This is a genomic window from Nonomuraea sp. H19 (assembly GCF_052068215.1).
Taxonomy (GTDB): domain Bacteria; phylum Actinomycetota; class Actinomycetes; order Streptosporangiales; family Streptosporangiaceae; genus Nonomuraea.
The window spans coordinates 296,659-313,882 of the sequence record NZ_JBQHCV010000013.1 but is presented as its reverse complement, the minus strand read 5'-3'; the positions used below and the strand labels follow the sequence as shown (position 1 = coordinate 313,882).

The window sequence follows — 17,224 nt, the reverse complement described above, 5'->3', positions numbered from 1 at the left end:
GGCGGACTCAGCGGTCACAGGTGGGCCTGTGATGTCATGCGATGGTCAAAACACGACCGGCACAAACCGGACGTATGGCGCAGAACATAACGTATTACCCAAATACTGACAAGGGGATAAACACCCAGTTGGTGAAACTCGTCGCGCCACCGCGTGGAGAGGAACCTCAAGGGTGTCGCTTCGTGGCAGCGCGTCGAGCCGGGCGGCGCGGGTCAGCAGGTAGCGCTGCTCGGGAAGCTGGTGGTGCGCCTGGCGGCGGCGCGGTACTCCGCTGCGGCCGCCGCCGTTTCGCCCGACTCCTCCAGCAAGTGCGCGTGGCCCTACGGGTGACACGCCGTACCACGTGAATCACACTGAGTTCTGGGCGGAGATGCTCGGCGCGCTGGAGAAGCCATGTGAGGCCTGCGGTGGCTCGGGCCGGCGGGAACGCCGCGGTGCCACCTCAGCACGTCACGCCGTTCTGAGGGATAAGCGTGGCGCTCGTCGGCCTGGACACCGCCGTCGCGGAACTGCAGGCTGCCCGCCGGTCCGGCCAGACAGCGAGCGAGCGGGACCGGGACGCCGGCCGGATTCGCGACACGCTGCGCAGGGGCGGGGCTGGCGGAGTTCAGCGACGACCGGCCGGGTTTCATCGTTGAGGGCGGCAGGGAGGGCCGGCCGTAGCCTGATACCAGTAGCCTGCGGCCATGACCGAGATACTGAGGCTGACTCCCGATGATGCCTTCGAGATGCTGCTGGACGGCAACCAGCGGTTCGTCACCGGCTCGCCGGAGCACCCCAACCAGGACGCCGCGCGCCGCACCGAGACCGCACCGGCTCAGAGTCCCTTCGCGGGTGCTGTTCGGGTGCTCCGATTCCCGGCTGGCCGCCGAGATCATCTTCGACCGGGGACTGGGTGATCTGTTCGTGGTCCGCACGGCCGGGCATGTGGTCGGTTCGGAGGTGCTGGGCAGCATCGAGTATGGGGTGAGCGTGCTGGACTGCCCGCTGGTCGTGGTCCTGGGCCATGACTCGTGCGGGGCCATCGCCGCTGCCTGCGCCGCCGCCGACGGCGGCAGGGCGCCCGCCGGCTTCGTCCGTGACGTCGTCGAGCGGGTGACACCGAGCGTGCTGGCGGCCCGCGCCGCCGGACACGACCAGGCCGAGGAGATCCTCCACGAGCACATCCGGCACACCGTCGACCTGCTGCTGGATCGCTCCCGCGTCCTGGCCGAGCAGGTGGCCGCCGGCCGCCTCGCCGTGGCGGGCCTGTCCTACCGGCTGGCCGACGGCAGTGCGCAGCTGGTCGCCTCCCATGGCCTGGGCAGGGCTGCTGCCTCCGCACGGTGAAACCCGCGGCCGGCCGCCCGCCTATCGTACGGGCAGGCCCGCGCGCTGCTGGACGAGCAGACTGAGGTGCGCGAGCCTCGGAAGTAGGGCCTGCGGGACCAGCCGTATTCCGGTGGCACCCGATGGAGGCGTGTCCCTCCATCTCGCCTGCCGCGCGGCGCGCTTATGGCCGGGATGCCGAGACATGGCCGGGGCAAAGAAGGCCTTCGCCGCTGCCCTGCCTCGGCCCCAGCTCGGTCAAGTCTCGCCCGCGCCGGGAGTGGATGGCGCGGCGTGCGGCCCGGCCGGTGGTGCCCTGTGCGCATGACCAAGTTGTGTGTCGCAATGGCCTGCGCGGCCTTTGCCCTTCTGGGAGCGCCTGCCGCTCCCGCGCTGGCCCATTCCGAGCCCGCGCCCGCGCCGTCCGAGGTACTGGGCGGGCGGGCCGAGATCACCGTCGTCGGGCGTGGCAGCGTCACGGCGACGCCTGACACGATGCGCCTGTACGTGGGTGTGGAGGTGCGCAAGGGCGCGGCCGCGGAGGCGTTCGCGTCCGTGAAGAGCGCCCGGGCCAGCCTCGCCGACGCCCTTCTGAAGGCCGGCGTCGCCAAGACCGACGTGCAGACGAGCGGCTTGGGTTTCGGGGCGGACTATCAGCCGGACGGCACCAAGATCGCCGGGTACCGGGCGTCGCAGAACGTGGAGGTGGTGCTGCGCGACCTGTCGAGGGCCGACGCCGTCGTGGACGCGGTCGCGGCCGTGGGGGAGGACGTCAGGATCAACGGTATCTCCTTCGAGGTCTCCAAGATCGAGCCGCTCATAGCGCAGGCGCGCGCGGCGGCGTACCGTGACGCGCTGGCCAAGGGCCAGGCGTACGCGGCGCTCAGCGGCCGGCGGCTGGGCCGGGTCGTGAAGCTGGAGGAGGAGGAGGCAGACACGCCGGCGCCCCGGTTCGCGCAGGCGGACGCGTCATTCATCAGCCCCGGCCAGGGCACGGTCACCATGCGGGTGCGTGCGGTGTACGAGTTGATCTGACCTCCCTGCTCGGCCGGCCTGTGGGCAGGCGGCTCAGGGCGGTCGAGCAGCACCCTCCACCTGGACGATGCCGCCGCGATCTGGCTCCGGGCCACCCCCGCGCAGGCCATCGCCTGGGCCGGCACCTACAACCGCGCCTACTCCGGCGGGGCACTGGCCGCCCTCGGCATCACTCCCGAGACCTATGCCGACGAGCGCGCGTGGACCACCTGGCCGGCCACCGCGACATAGGACAGCACCCTCACCTGCCGATGCCGAGAACTATGCCGGCAGACGTGCGCCATGCCGACGACGCGCGTTCGATTCAACGTGCCTCATGTGCCCATCTCGCCTGAGCTCTCCTGATGAAGCCGGGGGTGGCGGGGTCAGCGCGGGTGGCGGCGCAGTACGGTGATGGCGGCGGCGAGCAGCAGGAACGCGAGCGGCATCACCGGGCTGATGCCGAGCACCGCGACGTTGGTCACGGTGGCGCCGAGCATCAGGCCGGCGAGGCCGGCGGCGGCCGTCCGGGCCAGCCGCGGCACGAGCAGTCCGGCGGCGCCGGCGAGTTCGAGGACGCCGACGACGACCCGCAGCCACTGGCCCGCGCCGATCTCGGCGAACATGGCCGTCATCTGCGCGTCGCCGACGAGCTTCAGCAGCGCGCCGGCGGCGAACTGAGCGGCGAGCGCGACCTGGACGACCCAGGTGAGCACGGTCCGGGTACGGCGGCGGATCGAGGTGCCGGGAGCGGTGGTGGCGGTGGGGCTGGTCATCGACGTCTCCATGGTTGGTGTGCCGTTGCCTTCACCCCTTCTGTCGGAGGCATGACGACCATCTCGACAACTCCGGCCAACTTTTCTTCGCTCTGCTGTCTTCGTGGCAGACGGTTCGGAGTCGATGGTGGCGATGCTGTCGTCCACGCCGGCGCTCACCGAGGAGGGCACCCGGCTCGACGACGCCCACCATGGCGTGTCCGGCGAGACCTGGGCCCAGGTGCGCAAGCACTACGACGACGACCAGGTCGCCGCCCTGGTCTTCCCCGTCGCGGCCGAGGAAGGCCGCGAGGCCTGGGCTCAGCCTTCGGCGCGAGGACGTGCGAACGCGTCGTTGAGCTGAGCGGCCGCGTCCTCCAGCGCCTCCTTCGTCTTGCCCAGCAGCCCCACCATGGTGAAGAAGCCATGGAAGACCCCCGGATACCGCTTAGCGATGACCGGCACTCCGGCCTCACGCAGCCGCTGAGCGTACTGCTCGCCATCGTCGCGGATGGGGTCGTACTCGGCGGTGAGGACGAACGCCGGAGGCAGGCCGGCCAGCGAGGGCGCGTTGGAGGGAGTGGCGCGCGGATCGGAGCGGTCGGCCTCGTCCCGGAGGTAGTGGCCCCAGAACCAGAGGACGTCCTCGGCCGTCAACAAGGACGCCGTGGCGTGCTCGCGCCATGATGCCCGCTCGACGGCATATTCCGTGGCCGGATAGACCAGGAGCTGGAGGGCGATCTGTGGTCCGTTCCGGTCGCGGGCGAGGATGGAGATCGAGGCGGAGAGGTTGCCGCCGGCGCTGTCGCCGCCGACGGCGATCCGGCCGGCGTCGGCGCCGATCTCGCCGGCATGGGCCGCCACCCACTCGAGGGCCGCGTAGCAGTCCTCGACGGCGGCCGGGAACTTGTGCTCTGGGGCCAGCCTGTAGTCGACGGACACGACCACACAGTGGGCCTTCTCCGACAGCGTGCGGCAGAGTCCCTCCACGCCGTCGAGGGTGCCGATGGTCCAGCCGCCGCCGTGGAAGTAGAGGAGAACTGGAAGATCAGTCTCCGGGCTCGGGCGGTAGACGCGGACGGGAATCTCCCCGGCGGGGCCGGGGATCGTACGCTGCTCGACGAGGTGCAGCGGGGGCGGTGGCGTGCTCTGCTCGCCGAGTTGCTCGGCCAAGGCACGGGCGCCGTCCACGCCGAGGCTGTGCAGCGGACCGGGTAGCAGGGCGTCGAGGGCTTCAGCCAGGGCCTGGGCGTCGGGATCGAGCGGCATGGGGAGCTCCTTCGCTTTTGCGGAAGCTTCGAACGAAGTCCTCCACCCGGACATCATCGATCCACAGGCCCATGCTGTCGATGACCACCAGCGTGTGCAGAAGTGACGCCCGAACACGCTGACACTTGGTCCCGATATGTGGCCGGCACGCTGGGGAAGGACGGGGAACTCCTCGCCGGCTGGCCGGGATCAGCCAGAAGATGCTCACCCAGACGCTGCGCTCCCTTGAGCGCGATGGGCTGGTCACCCGCACCGTGACGCCGACGGTGCCGGTCACGGTCACGTACGAGCTGACCGACCTCGGGCTCTTGCTCCACCACGTGATGGGCAGGGCGCCGGCGCGACCTCCATCCAGGGCGACCTGGCCGCCGAGGGCGTCTACGTCGGCCATGTGTGCGTGGGCGTCCCGATCGTCCCCGGCGGAGGCGAAGGCGACCCCGATGCCATCGCCGACCGGTGGTACCAGCTCGGAAGTACTGCGGTGAGCAGGTCGGCGGCCTTGCGGACATCGGCGTCCAACGGGCGGTCGGGATCGACCGCAGGGATCGCCTCGACCAGGGCATCGAGGAGCGCCGCACACTCCGGGGCCGTGGGGCGGCGCGCGCCGACGTACGCTGCCTGCCGCAGTCCCACCGCCAGCGAGCCGCAGAGCAGGCGCAGCAGCGCGGCCATGTCGTAGGCGCGAAGGGCGGCCTGGGTGCCGAACGGCACCACGTCCTGGTTGTGCAGGTTGGTCGGCAGGCTCTGCATGCCGGCCGGTACGGCGGCGTGGCGGATCTCGGCGACGAACGCGGTGGTGGCGAGTTGTACGCCCTGCATCCCGTGTTGGCGGCCAGGTCCGGCGGCGAGCATCGGGGGCAGGCCGCCATTGCGGGCCGGGTCGACGAGGAGGTCGAGTTGCCGCTCGGCGAGGTTGCCGAGCTGAGCGGTAACCATCGCCAGGACGTCGGAGGCGAAGGCGGCCGGCTGTCCGAAGAAGTTGCCGCCGTGCACGACCAGGTCGTCATCGGGGAAGAACAGTGGGTTGTCGCTGACGCTGGACAGGTCGGCCTCGACGACACCGTCGACGTAGCGCAGGGCGTCCTCGGCGGCGCCCAGCAGTTGGGGCGAGCAGCGGATGCTGTACGGCTCCTGCAGCGCGCGGGTGCCGGCCGGGCTGATCCCGGCAAGGGTCTTGCGCATGCCGTCGGCGACGTCGACCGCGCCGCGATGGCCATAGGCGTCGAGTAAGCGCGGGTTGAGGAAGCCCGGGTCGCAGCCGAGCAGATCGACCAGCAGACAGGTGAGCGCCTGTATCGCGCGGTGTGAGGACCGGATGCTGTCCAGAGCCAGGGCGGTTGCGGCGGTGGTGAGGGAGGTGCCGTTGACGAGCGCGAGGGCGTCCCGGCCGTCGAGCGTCAACGGGGTCAGCCCGGCATGGTGGAGCGCCTCGGCCGCGGGCATCCGCCGGCCGTCGGCATACGCCTGTCCCCGGCCACGTAGCGCCTGGGTGGCGTAGGCGAGCGGGATCAGGTCTCCGCTCGCGCCGACCGAACCGTAGCGGGGGACCGCCGGGACGAACGTCGTGGCGAACATCGCGGCGAGCCCGTCGACCACGTGCGCGGAAACCCCGGACACGCCCTGCGCGAGAGACCAGACGCGCACGAGAATCGCGGCCCGGCTCACCTCATGGGGCAGCTCCGGCCCCTGCCCGGCACCGAGGTGGGCCAGGGTGTTGTCACACTGGTCCGCCTCCTCCTCCCGGCCGGGGAACCCGACCAGGGCGCCGAAGCCGGTGGTCGCGCCGTAGACCGGACGCTCCTCCTCCCTCAGCACGTTGCGAAGGTAGTCGCGGCCGCGCTGGACGCGGCTGCGGACGGCCTCGTCGACCACGACAGGCACCGGCGTCGCGGCGCGGTGCAGGTCGGCGGGGCGTAGCGGGGCGCTGAGGTTGACGGAGCCGTCGACGGCGGGCATGTCTGGACCATAGAAGCGAATTCTCAGAAACCTCTGAGAATTGATCCATAGCTTTCACATCATGGTGCATGACTACATGATCATCGGGGCCGGGCCGGCGGGCTACAGCTCGCCGCATTGCTGGAACGCAGCGGTCATGACTATGTCGTCCTGGAGCGCGGAGCCGGGCCGGGCAGCTTTTTCACCCGGTTCCCGCGGCACCGCCAGCTGATCTCCATCAACAAGGTGCACACCGGGTACGAGGACCCGGAGCTGCGGCTGCGGATGGACTGGAACTCGTTGCTGAGCGACGATCCTGAGCTGCTGTTCACCCGCTACAGCGAGCGGTACTTTCCGCAGGCCGACGATCTCGTGCGTTACCTGTCCGACTTCGCGTCGGCCACCGGAGTCCGGGTGCACTACGACACCGACGTCGTCCGGATCAGCCGGGACGACGACGGGTTCACCGCCACCGACCGCAGCGGACGCTCATGGCGCGGCCGGCGACTGGTGGTGGCCACCGGCGTCTCGCAGCAGTACATCCCGCCGATCCCCGGCATCGAGACCGCGGAACGCTACGACACGTTCGAGACCGACCCGAGCTCCTTCGTCGACCAGCAGGTCCTGGTGATCGGCAAAGGCAATTCCGGATTCGAGACCGCCGAGGCCCTCATGGAAAAGGCCGCGGTCATTCACGTCGCCGGGCCGCACTCCGTCAAGCTGGCCTGGCAGTCCCATTACGTCGGGCACCTACGCGCGGTGAACAACAATTTCCTCGACACCTACCAGCTGAAATCCCAGAACTCGGTACTCGACGGCACGGTGGAAAGCATCGAACGCCGTGACGACGGTCGTTACCGGGTGATGTTCCGCTACGTCCGGACCGTGGAAGCACTGCGCGAACTGTTCTACGACCGGGTGATCGTGTGCACCGGTTTCCGGTTCGATGCCTCGGCGTTCGACGACAGTTGCCGGCCCGCGCTGGTCATCAACGACCGTTTCCCCGAGCAGACGCCGACGTACGAGTCGACCACCGTGCCTGGTTTGTACTTCGCCGGCACGCTCACCCAGCAACGCGATTTCAAGAAGTCCACCAGCGGGTTCATCCACGGCTTCCGGTACGGGGTGCGTGCGCTCTACCGGATCCTGGCCACCCGCTACCATGGCGAGATCTGGCCGGCTGAGAAGGTCGAGCCGGCCCCGGACGCGATCAGTGACGCGATCATCGCCCGGGTCAACCGCTCCTCGGCGCTGTGGCAGCAGTTCGGCGTGCTCGGCGACGTCATCACCGTAAACAACGGCGCCACCGCGCTGTACCAGCAGGAAGTCCCCGTGGCGTATGTCGCCGACGGCGGGCTCGGCCAGGCCGGCCACAGGTTCGTCGTCACCCTGGAGTACGGGCCGGATCATGACGCCGTCGACCCGTTCGACATCTCGGTCCCGCGGGTCGCCGAGAACGACGCCGCCAACGCCCACGACGCGAGCTACCTGCACCCGGTGGTGCGGTACTACCGCGACGACGCGCCGGCCGGCGTCCACCACCTCGCGGAGAACCTGGAGAACCGGTGGGACCTGCCGGCGGTGCATCAGCAGCCGCTGGCCGTCTTCGTCAAGGAATGCCTTGCCGATGCCGGCTGAGCCGTACCCGCGGTCCGTTCTGGACCTCCTGGCCGCGGCCGGGGACCGGCCCGTCTTCGAGCACGGCGCCCGTACTGTCACCGGCGCGCAGATGCTCGGCCTCGTACGGCGGTTCGCGGCCGGGCTGCGCGCCGCGGCCATCGGGCCCGGGGACGGCCTCGCCATGATGCTCGGCGTCACCCCTGAAGCGTTCGCCGCGATGATCGCCGGTTACGCCGTGGGAGCCCGGGTCGTCGGCGTGCGGCCCGGGCTGTCCGACAGCCGGCTGCGCCACGTGCTCCACCAGGACGTCGCCGCGGTCGTCACCGACGCGGCCACCGGGCCAGAGCACGCGCCGCACACGCTGACCGTCTCCGAGTTGCTGGCCGCACCCGACGAGGGCGGCCCGCTGCACCTGTCCGGCCGGCCGCACGACGTCGCCCGGCTCATCTACACCAGCGGCAGCACCGGCACGCCGAAGGCATGCGCGCAGACCTACGCCGCCATGAACGCGGCCTGGACCGCCCGGCCGGCGGCGTGGCCACCGGCGATCCGGGAACTGGCGTCCCGGCTGAAGCGCTACCTCGTGTTCGGGTCGCTGAGCAGCCAGGTGATGATGGAGTACGGCGTCCTCACGCTCGCCGCGGGCGGCACCATGGTCGCCGCCGACCCGCCTGCGTTCCCCGACGCGATCACCAAATATCGGGCGACCGCCAGCGTTATCACCGTGCCCCGCCTGTACAAACTCGTCGCCGCCCAGCGCAGCGCCCCGGCCGACCTGAGCAGCCTCCGGGCGCTCATGGTGTCCGGGTCGCCGCTGGAGGCGTCCCGGCTGCGCGAGGCGCTCGACGTCCTCGGCCCGGTCGTGTTCCAGGGCTACGGGCAGACCGAGACCGGCACGATCTCCATGGCCGAACCTTCGGATGTCCCGCCGTCGGTCGGGTTCCCGCCTGACGTCATCGACGTCGTGATCCGGGACGCGGGCGGCAAGCAGGTCCCGGCCGGTGTCGACGGCGAACTGTACGTCCGCACACCTGCGCAGGCCATCGGCTACTGGGCCGAGCCCGCGCAGACCGCGGAGGTGTTCATCGACGGATGGGTGCGCACCCGTGACCTGGGCCACTTCGACGAGGACGGGCGACTGTACCTGGTCGGGCGGACGCGGGACGTCATCATCGTCAACGCGAACCTCTACTACGCCGGCCCGATCGAGCGGGCCCTGGCCACCTCTCCTGACATCGCGGAGGCGTACGTGGTCGGCGCCCCGGACGAGGACACCGGCGAGGCGGTGCACGCATTCGTGGTACCAGTGGCGGGCAGGGCCCTCGACCTCGGTTCGCTGCGGACGCTGGTCAGTGAGCAGCTCGGTGATGCATGCATGCCGGCGACCATCACCGTCATCGACGAGGCGCCGCTGACGCCGAACGGCAAACCGGACAAGCGCCTTCTGATGGCCGCAGTACCACGAGTCGCGGACGGCACCGCGTGATCAGCTGCGCGGTAAGGGACGCCCACTGAGGATGGCGAACACCCGGCCCAGCCGCTCGTGATCCGTCCTGACCGCCGGCTCACCGTCCGGATCGGGCAGTCCACTTCAGGTCAACATCATCCTGCGCTTCGACGCAGACCAATGGCCTCGGCAGCGACCGCCGAACGCCACCCCGCGATGCGGCCAAACCGACTCGGCGTGATCGTTCGCAACCAGGGGGGCTCCTACGAGCCTGGCATGTTGCAGGTGATCGGCATTCGCACCTCGGTGCGGTCTGGATGATCCCGCGCAGGCTGACGAGGCGGCGGCGTACGGGCACCACGGTGACTTGCCGGGCCGTCTGGACCGGCTCCTCGCCTCACTTCTCGCCGTTTCGCCGTGGTGGCGCTCTGGCCGAATCTCCTTCCTCGTCGCCATCCGGGGCGGAGCCCTCAGGACCGTTGAAGAGAGCGGCTTCGATCTCCGCCATGCCCAACAGCAGCATCAGGGCCGCAACCGGAATCACCATGAGGGCCACGAACGCTATGGTCAGCATTCGTCTCACCCCTCCAGTGCCAAGATGTTCGCGCTGATCCCCCTACCCAGATAAAGGGGAGATTTCCGGCATATCGGTAGATATGTCTGCGGTGCGCGATTGGCTGGTGGAGGGATCTGGGCGACGTGTCGCGGCGGATTCTTCGTGAGGTCAGGAGGTGCTCGGGCGTGGCCTGTCCAACGCTGAGCGGCCGGCCAGGCGAAAGGCTGCGGTCTTCGAAGCGAGTCTCAAAGATCTGTCAGGGTACGGCGTCGAGCCGGTGGTCGAGCCCGGCCATCTTCAGCAGCCGATCAACTCGGGGTGAGCAGTTGACGAGCGTAAGCGTCCCGCCCTGCTGCCGAAGGCGCCTCTTGGCGTAGAGCAACTCCCGCAGCCCCGCACAGTCCATGAACGACACCTGTCGCAGATCCACTTCGACGCGGCAACGGCCGTCGGCGTGCCAGATGTTCTCCAGCTCGCTCCCGAGCAACCCGGCGGTCGACAGATCGACCTCGCCGTTCACCCGCACCACGGCGCACCGGTCCGCGATCTCCACGTTGACGTCCAGCCGGTCCATAGCCATCTCCTGACGGATCCGAAGGTCTTAACCGGAGTGCGCCTACTACGACCATGGGCACACCACCAGGCATCCGTCATCCATGCGAAGGTAGACCCTGCACCAAGGTTCGGCCTAGAAGCCACGTATTCCCTGGTGGACGCGGGCGTGGCACCGGCTCCGCGCCGGGCTCAACCGCCCATCCGGCCCTCGCGCCGCCGCAAGCTCTCGGTCCCGGTCATCGACGCGCCGCCGTCGGTCTTCCCGTACCCGATCCCGGCGGGCGAGTAGTAGCGGCGCAGCCAGTCCGCCAGCCCGTCCAGCCCGGGCAGCAGCACCCGCTCCGTGATGTTCGCCTGATCCAGCCGCTGCCTGATCTCGACCTTGACGTGGGCCGGGATGGCCCATGCGCGCCACAGGTCCGGATGATCCTCCAGCCACTGCTCCAGCTGGTACGTCGGCCCCGAGAACGCGGACAGGACCGACGACTGGTTGACCACGCGTTCGTCCAGCGACGGCGGCTCGAAGAACGCCAGGAACGGCCGCTCGCCGCCCAGCCGGTCGAAGCAGGTGAGGTCGGAGGCGTGTTCGGCGAGCATCTCCGTCGTGAAGAGCAGCGCGCCCTCGGCGTCGAGGGCCTGGCGCAGCGGCTGTGGCAGCAGCCGGTGTGCGCCCGCGCTGTCCACCGCCAGCAGCACCCCGTCCTCCTCCGGCCAGGACGCGGTCACGAAGTGCAGCGCCACCAGCGGCGAGAAGGTCCAGTCCAGCAGCCGCGTGGGCAGACCGTGGTGCTGGCCCAGGGCCAGCCAGTCCCAGATGGTCGGACCCGGCGCCTCCCGATGCGCGTATTTCCGGAAATTACGGATGAGGTGTGATTCAACGGCGGCATAGTCGCCCTCCAGCCGCGCCAGACCGGACACATGCGAGTACGTGCTCCTCGCCAGCCCGCGAAAGACCAGCGTGGAGTGCGCATGCGCCGGCCCGTCGCCGTGGCCGGCATCGCCGATCGCGTCATCCAGCTCGCGCCAGGACGACACCGTGACCACCTTCACCTTGGAACGGGTTCCCCTGATCGCTACCGCCACACGTGCGCCGGCCGCGTTCTCCGCTCATGCCGGCGGGGCAGTCGGCCGTCACGGTTTGCGGGCGACCCCGCAGAACGCGTCCACCTCGGCGGGGGTCCCGAACACGTCGGATTCCACCCGCCAATGGGAGACCGACACGACACCGGGCTCCACCAGCTCCAGCCCGTCGAAGAACTGGGCGATCTCCGCGGGGGTACGCAGCTTGTACTCGTACACCTCACCGTTGTCGCGCAGCCGCTCGGCCTCCGCGGCCGCGTCGGGCTTGACGGTTTTCGTGCCGTCTTCGACCACCAGGTAGCTGCCCGGCGGCAGCGCTCCCATCAGCTCCTTCACCAGCGCGTACGCCTGATCATCGGCCATGATGGTGCCCATCACGCCCAGGAGCATGAGCGCGGTCGGCCGGCTGAAATCCAGTGTCTCGGCCGCGACCGCCAGGAGCTTGTCCGTGTCGCGGACGTCGGCCTCGATGTAGGCGCAGGCGCCCCGGGGGTCGCTGGTGAGCAGGGCTCGCGCGTGGAGCAGCACCAGGGGGTCGTTGTCGACATACACGATACGGCTGGTCGGATTCACCCGCTGGGCCACCTCATGGGTGTTGTCCACGGTCGGCAACCCGGTGCCGATATCCAGGAACTGCCGGATGCCCGCCTCCGCCGCCAGGTATCGGACGGCGCGCCCCAGAAATGTCCGGGCGTGCCGGGCGATGTCCTCCATGCCCGGATAGATCTCGCGGAGTTTCTCGGCGAGCGCCCGGTCGGCCGGGTAGTTGTCCTTTCCGCCCAGCCAGTAGTTCCAGACCCTGGCCTGGTGCGGCCTGCTGGTGTCGATCCTGGTGGAAAGGTCCGGATTCGACGAGCGCGAATCATCCGTCATGGACAAGCTTCCCCTTATATGGAGGTTTTCCGCCTAGCGTTCCGGCTTTTGCGCTTTCTATCAACCGTCACAGGCGTTCCGGTCTTGCCCGGCCCGGCATGATCATCGAGCGATGCTGGCGTTGAAGTGCGCCAAGCCCTCGGCGAAGGAGGCCAGCTCCTGCGGGCTCCAGTCCTTCAGCACGCCGGCCAGCCCGTTGAGCCGATATGCGCGCTCCTCGGCGACCCGGCGCAGCCCCTCCCCGGTGATGCGGAGCTTGCGGGCCATGCCGCCCTCGGGGTCGGGAATGCGCTCGGCCAGGCCGTCGCGGAGCAGCACGGCGGTCTGCCGGTTGATGGTCGAGGTGTCGAGGCCGAACGCCTGCGCGAGCTCGCCGATCGACAGCGGCCCCTCGGCCTGGAGCCGGCTGAGCAGGATGTAGCTGCTGCTGCGTTCGAGCCGGCGTTCCGCGGGGGCGGCGGCCGTGGCCGCCAGCTCCTTGTAGCGGCCGATGAGCATGAGCTCGCGCTCGATGTCAGCGATCTCGTCGCGCACGGATGCCTCCCATCGGGGCCAAGGATATCTCGCCACTTGTGCTGTGTAGGCTACACAGCATATGCATCATGCACATATTCGCGAGATTGGGAGAACGGATGAGTTCAACACGCGCCGCGCCACGTAGCGGGGCGATCATCAGCGTGCTGGCGGCGGCCGGCATCACGGTCTCGCTGATGCAGACCCTGATCGTCCCGCTGATCGCCACCCTGCCGACCCTGTTGCACACCACGCCCGCCAACGCCTTCTGGGCCATCACCGCCACGCTCCTGGCCGGCGCGGTCGCGATGCCCGTCTCGGGCCGGCTCGGCGACCTGTACGGCAAGCGCCGCGTCATGATCGCCAGCGCGCTCCTGCTGGCCATCGGCTCCTTCGTCTGCGCACCCGCCGACTCGTTGCTCCCCATGGTGATCGGCCGCGCCCTGCAGGGTCTCGGCATGGGCGTGATCCCGCTGGGCATCGCCATCATGCGGGACGTGCTGCCGCCGCAGCGGCTCGGCGCGGCCATCGGACTGATGAGCTCCTCGCTCGGCGTGGGCGGCGCTCTCGGGCTGCCCGCCGCCGCGCTCGTCGCCCAGTACGTCAGCTGGCACGCGCTGTTCTGGGCGGCGGCAGGGCTCGGCCTGCTGATGACCGTGCTCATCTTCCTGATCGTGCCGGAGTCGCCGGTCAAGTCGCCGGGGCGCTTCGACTTCGTCGGCGCGGCGGGCCTCTCGGCGGGCCTGGTGCTGCTCCTGCTGCCGATCTCCAAGGGAAGCGACTGGGGCTGGACCAGCGGCATCACGCTGAGCATGTTCGCCGCCGCGGCCGTGATCCTGCTGCTGTGGGGATGGTGGGAGCTGCGGGTGCCCGCGCCCCTGATCGACCTGCGTACCAGCGTGCGCCGTCAGGTGCTGATGACCAACCTGGCCTCCATCGTCATCGGCTTCGCCATGTACGCGATGTCGCTGATCACGCCCCAGCTCCTGCAGTTGCCCGCGGCCACGGGGTACGGCCTGGGGCAGTCCATGGTCCAGGCCGGCCTGTGGATGGCGCCGGCCGGGCTGGTCATGATGGCGACCTCGCCCGTGGCGGCCCGCCTGTCGGCGGCCCGGGGCCCCAAGACGTCCCTGCTGCTCGGCACGCTCGTCATCGCCTCCGGTTACCTCCTGTCCCTGGCCCTGATGGGGTACGCGTGGGGTGTGCTGATCTTCTCCGCCGTGGTCAGCGCCGGCATCGGTTTCGCCTACGCGGCCATGCCCTCGATCATCATGGGCGCCGTGCCGCGTACCGAGACGGCCGCCGCGAACGGCCTCAACAGCCTGATGCGTGCGATCGGCACGTCGTGCGCCAGTGCCGTGCTCGGGGCGGTGCTGGCGAACATGACGGTGAAGCTCGGGCCGGTGACGCTGCCCTCGGAGGCCGGCTTCCGTGCCGGTTTCCTCATCGGCGCCGGTGTGGCCCTGGTGGCGGCGCTCATCGTCCTGACCATCCCGGGCCGCCGCGCCGCCACCGCCCAGCCGGCCGGCGCCCCCGCCGACCTCGACCACGAAGTCCGCACGCGGTAGAACCCCGGCAACGGAACCGAGCCGCGCACCAGTAGGTCCATCGTTTAAGTCATATGATTGACTTAAACGATGGACCGCAAAGAGCGGGTTCAGCCCGCCGACCAGCCGCCGTCCACGGGGACGATCGCGCCGTTGATGAACGAGGCGGCGTCCGAGGCGAGGAAGAGGGCCGCGGCGGCCATCTGCTCCGGCTTGGCGATCCGCTCGCCGAGGGCGAGCACGGGGCTGAGCCGGGCCGCGCCGGTGGGGTCGAAGGTCGCGTTGGCGGCGATGTTGGTCATGGTGGGGCCGGGCAGGATGGCGTTGCAGCGGATGCCGTCCTTCGCGTACGCCCAGGCCACGCTGCGGGTCAGGCCGACCACGCCGTGCTTGGACGCGGTGTAGGCGGCCCCCGCCGCGCCCCCGCGGATCCCGGCCTCCGAGGCGGTGTTGACGATCGCCCCGCCACCTTGGCGCAGCAGGTGTGGCAGGACCGCATGGGTGACCAGGAAGGTGCCGGTCAGGTTGATCCGCAGCACCCTTTCCCACTCCTCGACCCGGATGTCGGCGGGCAGGGCCATGGTGTCCATGATTCCGGCGTTGTTGCACAGCACGTCGATGCGGCCGTACGCGCTGATCGCGGCCTCGGTCAACGCGGCCACGGCTGCCTCGTCGCCGATGTCGGCGCCGACCGCGATGGCCACCTCGCCGAGGTCGGAGGCGGTCTGCTTGGCGCGCCCCTGGTCGACGTCGCAGACCACGATGCGGGCGCCGGCCTCGGCGAAGGCGACGGCCATGGCCTTGCCGATCCCGGAGCCCGCGCCCGTGACGAGGGCGACGCGGTTGTCGAATGTGCTCAAGAGTTCGTCCTTTTCGATCGGCGGGGCTCTCCCGCTCCCAACCGGACATCGCTGTCCGGTTGCTACGATAGCCCGTGTGCCGGATTCGCGTCGATCGAACAGGGGTCCGAGTGCCGCCGCGGAAAACCGGGCTGCGCTGATAGCGGCGGCGCGCGAGGTCTTCGCCAGTGCGGGCTTCAACGCGCCGCTCAGCATGGTCGCCCGCGCCGCCGGGGTCGGCCAGGGCAGCCTCTACCGGCACTTCCCCGACCGCGTCAGCCTCGCGATGGCCGTGTTCGAGGACGGCGTCACCGAGCTGGAGGCGCTGGCCGCGGAGCCCGGCACGACCCTGGCGGACGTGCTGGCCCTGATCACCGAGCAGGCCATCGCCTCGACCGCGTTCATCGACATGGTCACCCAGCCCCCGCTCGCCCCCGACCTCCGCGTTCTCGAAGTACGCGACCGTTTGGCGAACCTGCTGGCCGGCATACTCCCCGACGCCCGGCGCACCGGAGCCGTCCGCGCCGACGTCACGGCCGACGACCTCGTCCTGGTCGTCGGCATGCTGGCCGGCGCGCTCGCCAAGACTCCGGCGCCCGACCGGCGCGCGACGGCCGACCGGGTCTGGGTGCTGCTCCGCAAGGGGATCGAGGCCTGATCGAGGCCGCGCCGACGATTGGCGGCCCCCGCTCCTGAGGGTGTGGGCCGGCCCATGTCATTCCGTAATGGAACAGATCTCCCATTAGCGTGCTACTCTCCTAACGGGAAATATGGCCCGTTAAAGGAGACATCCGTGGAATATCGGCAGTTGGGGGCGTCCGGGCTCAAGGTGCCCGCGCTGAGCTTCGGTGCGGGCACGTTCGCCGGGAAGGGCGAGCTGTTCGGCGCGTGGGGCAACACCGACGTGGCGGAGGCCAGGAGGCTGGTGGACATCTCCCTCGACGCGGGAGTCACCATGTTCGACACCGCCGACGTCTACTCCGACGGCGCGTCCGAGGAAGTCCTGGGCCAGGCGATCAAGGGGCGGCGGGACCGGCTCCTCATCTCGACCAAGACCGGGCTCCCCATGGGCGACGGCCCGGACGGCGCGGGCACCTCCCGGCCCCGCCTGATCAAGGCGGTCGACGACGCGCTGCGCCGCCTGGACACCGACCACATCGACCTGTTCCAGCTGCACGCCTTCGACGCCGCCACCCCGGTGGAGGAGGTGCTGTCCACCCTCGGCGACCTGGTGCGGGCCGGCAAGCTCCGGTACGTGGGCGTGTCCAACTTCTCCGGCTGGCAGCTCATGAAGTCGCTGGCGACGGCGGAGCGCTACGGCTACCCGCGGTACGCGGCCCACCAGGTCTACTACTCCCTGGCCGGCCGCGACTACGAGTGGGAGCTGCTACCCCTCGGCCTGGACCAGGGCGTCGGCGCCATCGTGTGGAGCCCGCTCGGCTGGGGCCGCCTCACCGGCAAGATCCGCCGCGGCCGCCCGCTCCCTGAGGGCAGCAGGCTGCACCGGACCGCCGCCTTCGGCCCGCCGGTCGACGACGAGCACCTCTACCGCGTGGTCGACGCCCTCGACGAGATCGCCTCGGAGACGGGCAGGACCGTTCCGCAGATCGCGCTGAACTGGCTGCTCCAGCGCCCGACCGTGGCCTCGGTCATCATCGGCGCCCGCAACGAGGAGCAGCTCCGCGACAACCTCGGCGCCATCGGCTGGAACCTCACCCGGGACCAGGTGGCCAGGCTCGACGCGGCCAGCGCCACCACGGCCGCCTACCCCTACTACCCGTACCGCCGCCAGGAGGGCTTCGCCCGCCTCAACCCGCCGATCGAATCCCTCATCGCGGCAAGGTGAGCTCCACGGAAAGGGGACCGGACGACCCGCGCGGCAGCGGCCCGTCGTCGTCCAGGCCCAGCGGCGA

Annotated in this window: 18 protein-coding genes and 1 pseudogene; 10 read left to right on the top strand and 9 right to left on the bottom strand. The window is 70.0% G+C overall.

Annotation, left to right across the window (positions count from 1 at the left end):
- Positions 1-153: 153 nt before the first annotated feature.
- The 3 genes from ACTMTI_RS29170 to ACTMTI_RS29160 all read left to right on the top strand — a co-directional run bounded on the left by ACTMTI_RS29170 (position 154) and on the right by ACTMTI_RS29160 (position 2,343).
- On the top strand, positions 154-330 hold the full coding sequence (locus ACTMTI_RS29170; RefSeq protein WP_441123747.1) for a hypothetical protein: 177 nt from the start codon (positions 154-156) through the stop codon (positions 328-330).
- 504 nt (positions 331-834) lie between these two features.
- Positions 835-1,329, top strand: coding sequence for a carbonic anhydrase (locus ACTMTI_RS29165; RefSeq protein WP_441123746.1), 495 nt, complete (start codon positions 835-837; stop codon positions 1,327-1,329).
- Positions 1,330-1,632: 303 nt separating this feature from the next.
- A complete protein-coding gene (locus tag ACTMTI_RS29160; RefSeq protein ID WP_441123745.1) occupies positions 1,633-2,343 on the top strand; it encodes an SIMPL domain-containing protein in 711 nt (236 codons plus the stop codon).
- A gap of 365 nt (positions 2,344-2,708) precedes the next feature.
- On the opposite strand, the gene ACTMTI_RS29155 is transcribed toward ACTMTI_RS29160, so the two are convergent.
- Positions 2,709-3,098, bottom strand: a complete 390-nt coding sequence (locus ACTMTI_RS29155; RefSeq protein WP_441123744.1) for a DoxX family protein — start codon at positions 3,096-3,098, stop codon at positions 2,709-2,711.
- A 103-nt stretch (positions 3,099-3,201) separates the two neighbouring features.
- Here ACTMTI_RS29155 and ACTMTI_RS29150 point away from each other — a divergent pair, with 103 nt between their 5' ends.
- Positions 3,202-3,441, top strand: coding sequence for a hypothetical protein (locus ACTMTI_RS29150; protein ID WP_441123743.1), 240 nt, complete (start codon positions 3,202-3,204; stop codon positions 3,439-3,441).
- Here the strand turns inward: ACTMTI_RS29150 and ACTMTI_RS29145 are convergent.
- Positions 3,399-4,346 (bottom strand): alpha/beta hydrolase, encoded by a 948-nt coding sequence (locus ACTMTI_RS29145; RefSeq protein WP_441123742.1) that lies wholly within the window; start codon positions 4,344-4,346, stop codon positions 3,399-3,401. The genes ACTMTI_RS29150 and ACTMTI_RS29145 overlap by 43 nt on opposite strands.
- 200 nt (positions 4,347-4,546) lie before the next feature.
- On the opposite strand from ACTMTI_RS29145, the gene ACTMTI_RS29140 reads away from it, so the two are divergent.
- Positions 4,547-4,831 (top strand): winged helix-turn-helix transcriptional regulator, encoded by a 285-nt coding sequence (locus ACTMTI_RS29140; RefSeq protein ID WP_441123741.1) that lies wholly within the window; start codon positions 4,547-4,549, stop codon positions 4,829-4,831.
- Here ACTMTI_RS29140 and ACTMTI_RS29135 read toward each other — a convergent pair.
- Positions 4,725-6,302 (bottom strand): aromatic amino acid ammonia-lyase, encoded by a 1,578-nt coding sequence (locus ACTMTI_RS29135; RefSeq protein WP_441123740.1) that lies wholly within the window; start codon positions 6,300-6,302, stop codon positions 4,725-4,727. The two genes, ACTMTI_RS29140 and ACTMTI_RS29135, sit on opposite strands and share 107 nt — an antisense overlap.
- Before the next feature lie 105 nt (positions 6,303-6,407).
- Between ACTMTI_RS29135 and ACTMTI_RS29130 the strand changes: the two are divergent.
- Positions 6,408-7,919, top strand: a pseudogene (locus ACTMTI_RS29130) (NAD(P)-binding domain-containing protein); the annotation flags it as partial.
- Positions 7,909-9,387, top strand: coding sequence for a class I adenylate-forming enzyme family protein (locus tag ACTMTI_RS29125; protein WP_441123739.1), 1,479 nt, complete (start codon positions 7,909-7,911; stop codon positions 9,385-9,387). The pseudogene ACTMTI_RS29130 and the gene ACTMTI_RS29125, both read left to right, overlap by 11 nt.
- A 358-nt stretch (positions 9,388-9,745) precedes the next feature.
- On the opposite strand, the gene ACTMTI_RS29120 is transcribed toward ACTMTI_RS29125, so the two are convergent.
- The 5 genes from ACTMTI_RS29120 to ACTMTI_RS29100 form a co-directional block, all read right to left on the bottom strand.
- The gene (locus ACTMTI_RS29120) at positions 9,746-9,922 is read right to left on the bottom strand and encodes a hypothetical protein (protein WP_441123738.1); all 177 of its coding nucleotides are present in this window, start codon (positions 9,920-9,922) and stop codon (positions 9,746-9,748) included.
- Positions 9,923-10,160: 238 nt separating this feature from the next.
- Positions 10,161-10,478 (bottom strand): STAS domain-containing protein, encoded by a 318-nt coding sequence (locus tag ACTMTI_RS29115; protein WP_441123737.1) that lies wholly within the window; start codon positions 10,476-10,478, stop codon positions 10,161-10,163.
- A gap of 170 nt (positions 10,479-10,648) precedes the next feature.
- Positions 10,649-11,494, bottom strand: coding sequence for an FRG domain-containing protein (locus ACTMTI_RS29110; protein WP_441123736.1), 846 nt, complete (start codon positions 11,492-11,494; stop codon positions 10,649-10,651).
- A 96-nt stretch (positions 11,495-11,590) separates the two neighbouring features.
- On the bottom strand, positions 11,591-12,412 hold the full coding sequence (locus tag ACTMTI_RS29105) for an SAM-dependent methyltransferase (RefSeq protein WP_441123735.1): 822 nt from the start codon (positions 12,410-12,412) through the stop codon (positions 11,591-11,593).
- A gap of 102 nt (positions 12,413-12,514) precedes the next feature.
- Positions 12,515-12,946 (bottom strand): MarR family winged helix-turn-helix transcriptional regulator, encoded by a 432-nt coding sequence (locus ACTMTI_RS29100; RefSeq protein WP_441123734.1) that lies wholly within the window; start codon positions 12,944-12,946, stop codon positions 12,515-12,517.
- Between the two features lie 98 nt (positions 12,947-13,044).
- On the opposite strand from ACTMTI_RS29100, the gene ACTMTI_RS29095 reads away from it, so the two are divergent.
- Positions 13,045-14,493: an MFS transporter gene (locus tag ACTMTI_RS29095; protein ID WP_441123733.1), complete on the top strand. Its 1,449-nt coding sequence runs from the start codon at positions 13,045-13,047 to the stop codon at positions 14,491-14,493.
- An 89-nt stretch (positions 14,494-14,582) separates the two neighbouring features.
- Here ACTMTI_RS29095 and ACTMTI_RS29090 read toward each other — a convergent pair whose 3' ends face one another.
- Positions 14,583-15,332 (bottom strand): SDR family NAD(P)-dependent oxidoreductase, encoded by a 750-nt coding sequence (locus tag ACTMTI_RS29090; RefSeq protein WP_441123732.1) that lies wholly within the window; start codon positions 15,330-15,332, stop codon positions 14,583-14,585.
- 76 nt (positions 15,333-15,408) lie between these two features.
- Between ACTMTI_RS29090 and ACTMTI_RS29085 the strand changes: the two genes are divergently transcribed.
- Positions 15,409-15,969 (top strand): TetR family transcriptional regulator, encoded by a 561-nt coding sequence (locus ACTMTI_RS29085; protein ID WP_441123731.1) that lies wholly within the window; start codon positions 15,409-15,411, stop codon positions 15,967-15,969.
- A gap of 135 nt (positions 15,970-16,104) precedes the next feature.
- Positions 16,105-17,157: an aldo/keto reductase gene (locus ACTMTI_RS29080; protein WP_441123730.1), complete on the top strand. Its 1,053-nt coding sequence runs from the start codon at positions 16,105-16,107 to the stop codon at positions 17,155-17,157.
- Positions 17,158-17,224: the final 67 nt, after the last annotated feature.

Excerpts from the sequence above, each read along its gene's own strand:
- ACTMTI_RS29125 (WP_441123739.1), top strand. The coding sequence starts at position 7,909 with ATGCCGGCTGAGCCGTACCCGCGGTCCGTTCTGGACCTCCTGGCCGCG.
- ACTMTI_RS29120 (WP_441123738.1), bottom strand. The coding sequence starts at position 9,922 with ATGCTGACCATAGCGTTCGTGGCCCTCATGGTGATTCCGGTTGCGGCC.
- ACTMTI_RS29140 (WP_441123741.1), top strand. The coding sequence starts at position 4,547 with ATGCTCACCCAGACGCTGCGCTCCCTTGAGCGCGATGGGCTGGTCACC.
- ACTMTI_RS29115 (WP_441123737.1), bottom strand. The coding sequence starts at position 10,478 with ATGGACCGGCTGGACGTCAACGTGGAGATCGCGGACCGGTGCGCCGTG.
- ACTMTI_RS29095 (WP_441123733.1), top strand. The coding sequence starts at position 13,045 with ATGAGTTCAACACGCGCCGCGCCACGTAGCGGGGCGATCATCAGCGTG.
- ACTMTI_RS29105 (WP_441123735.1), bottom strand. The coding sequence starts at position 12,412 with ATGACGGATGATTCGCGCTCGTCGAATCCGGACCTTTCCACCAGGATC.
- ACTMTI_RS29155 (WP_441123744.1), bottom strand. The coding sequence starts at position 3,098 with ATGACCAGCCCCACCGCCACCACCGCTCCCGGCACCTCGATCCGCCGC.
- ACTMTI_RS29160 (WP_441123745.1), top strand. The coding sequence starts at position 1,633 with ATGACCAAGTTGTGTGTCGCAATGGCCTGCGCGGCCTTTGCCCTTCTG.
- ACTMTI_RS29135 (WP_441123740.1), bottom strand. The coding sequence starts at position 6,302 with ATGCCCGCCGTCGACGGCTCCGTCAACCTCAGCGCCCCGCTACGCCCC.
- ACTMTI_RS29145 (WP_441123742.1), bottom strand. The coding sequence starts at position 4,346 with ATGCCGCTCGATCCCGACGCCCAGGCCCTGGCTGAAGCCCTCGACGCC.